The organism is Micromonospora sp. NPDC002411, assembly GCF_053592955.1.
Genome location: NZ_JBSFBM010000588.1, coordinates 1 through 2,055 on the forward strand (window position 1 = coordinate 1; position 2,055 = coordinate 2,055).

The 2,055-nt window shown below is 68.6% G+C and carries 2 protein-coding genes; both read left to right on the forward strand.

Features of this window, described 5'->3' with window-relative positions; translation table 11 throughout:
* A partial coding sequence (locus ACWCO3_RS34205) for a M1 family aminopeptidase (RefSeq protein WP_450014120.1) occupies positions 1 to 382 on the forward strand: 382 nt, incomplete at its 5' end.
* 106 nt (positions 383 to 488) lie between these two features.
* Positions 489 to 1,946: a M1 family metallopeptidase gene (locus ACWCO3_RS34210; protein ID WP_450014122.1), complete on the forward strand. Its 1,458-nt coding sequence runs from the start codon at positions 489 to 491 to the stop codon at positions 1,944 to 1,946.
* Positions 1,947 to 2,055: the final 109 nt, after the last annotated feature.

Genomic DNA, 2,055 nt, shown 5'->3' on the forward strand with positions numbered 1-2,055 from the left:
GGGCGACATCTGGCTCAACGAGGGCTTCGCCAGCTACGCCGAGTGGCTGTGGGAGGAGCACGACGGCGGCCGGACCGCCCAGCGCAACTTTGAACTCCAGTACGCGAAGACCGACTGGTCGCAGCCGTCGGTCGAGCCGGGCCGGGAGCTGATGTTCGGCACGGCCGTCTACAAACGCGGGGCGCTCGCCGTGCACGCGTTGCGCCGGACCGTCGGTGACGACACGTTCTTCCGCATCCTGCGGACCTGGACCACCGAGGGGGCGACGGGCAACGCGACCACAGCGGATCTCGTGACGCTGGCCGAGCGGGTGGCGGGCCGGCAGTTGCGACCGCTCTTCGACGCCTGGTTGGTGGGTGGGTCCGCCCCCACACTGCCGTGACGGAGCCGTGATCACCGGTCGATATGCTCGCCGCCTGCGAGCAGCGGAAAGCCGTGGTCTCGCGCGGAGCGGCGTCGGCCGCCGCCGCCACACGGGGGAGGGTGGAATGCGGGTGACGCGGCACAGACTGCGGATGAGCGTCAGTCTGCTGGTGACCGGGGCACTCGCACTGTCCGGATGCGATTCGTCGGCGCCGGAGGCGGTGTCGTCGCCGAGCGCGTCCCCCACCCCGTCGCGGACGTTCACTGCCGGCGCGGAGGGGGTCGGCGACGCCTACTTCCCGAGCTACGGCAACGGCGGGTACGACGTCGGGCGGTACACGGTCAAGGTGCGCTACGACCCGGCGAAGGACCGGCTGACCGGTACGACCACGGTGCAGGGCACCGCCACCGCCGACCTGTCCTCGTTCAACCTCGACCTGGCCGGCCTGACCGTCACCGCGGTCACCGTGGACGGCGCGGCGGCGACCCACACGCGCAAGCGGAACGAGCTGGTGATCACACCGGCCTCCGGTCTGATCAACGGCAACGGGTTCGTCGCCGAGGTCACTTACGAGGGTGTGCCGAAGCCGCTGAAGAACGAGATCCTCGGTGAGGGCGGTTTCCTGCACACCGCCGAGGGTGCGATCGCGCTGGGCCAGCCCGAGTCGGCCAGCACCTGGTTCCCGGTCAACGACCACCCTTCGGACAAGGCGGCGTACGACTTCGAGGTCACCGTCCCGGACGGCCTGACCGCCGTCAGCAACGGTGTTCCCGGTGGCAAGACCAGCGCGGACGGGTGGACCACCTGGAAGTGGTCGGAGAAGTCGCCGATGGCGAGTTACCTCAGCACGTTGGTGATCGGCAAGTTCCGGATCACCACCGGCGAGCACAAGGGCCGTCCGGTGTACAACGCGGTCGCCACCAACGTGGCGAAGGGCGCAGCGGACACGTCGATCGCGCAGACCGTCAAGGTGGCCGACTACCTGGAGAGTGTGTTCGGGCCGTACCCGTTCGACGCGTACGGCGGTGTGGTGGTCTCGGACAGCCGGATCTCGTACGCCCTGGAGACGCAGAGCCGGCCGGTCTACTCCGCCGGGTTCTTCCGGCAGGGCGAGAACACAGAGGTGGTCGCCCACGAGTTGGCGCACCAGTGGTTCGGTGACAGCGTCGCGATCGGCAAGTGGGAGGACATCTGGCTCAACGAGGGCTTCGCGACGTACGCGGAGTGGCTCTGGGCCGAGCACACCAAGGAATACACGGCCAAGCAGGCGTTCGACATCCGGTACACCGAGGTGCCCGCTCAGGTGTGGAAGACCCCGCCGGGCAAGCCGGGTGTGAAGCAGTTGTTCAGCGAGTCGGTCTACCAGCGTGGTGGCATGACCCTGCACGCCCTGCGGGTGGCAGTGGGCGACAAGGCGTTCTTCGAGATCGTCAAGACCTGGGCGGCGGAGAAGCGCAACGGCACCGCCACCACCGCCGAGTTTGTCGCGCTCGCCGAACGCGTCTCCGGCAAGAAACTGGGCCCGGTCTTCGACGCCTGGCTCTACGGAACGAAGAAGCCGGCCCTGCCCAAGCGCCTCTAAGGCCTGTTTCATAAGAACTGGCCGGCCTGCGGCGGGCCCGGACGACGCCCGGCGGCGTTGCGGTTTCGTCCGGATACCGGTGTTGTATCCGGACGAAACCGCGCCTTGC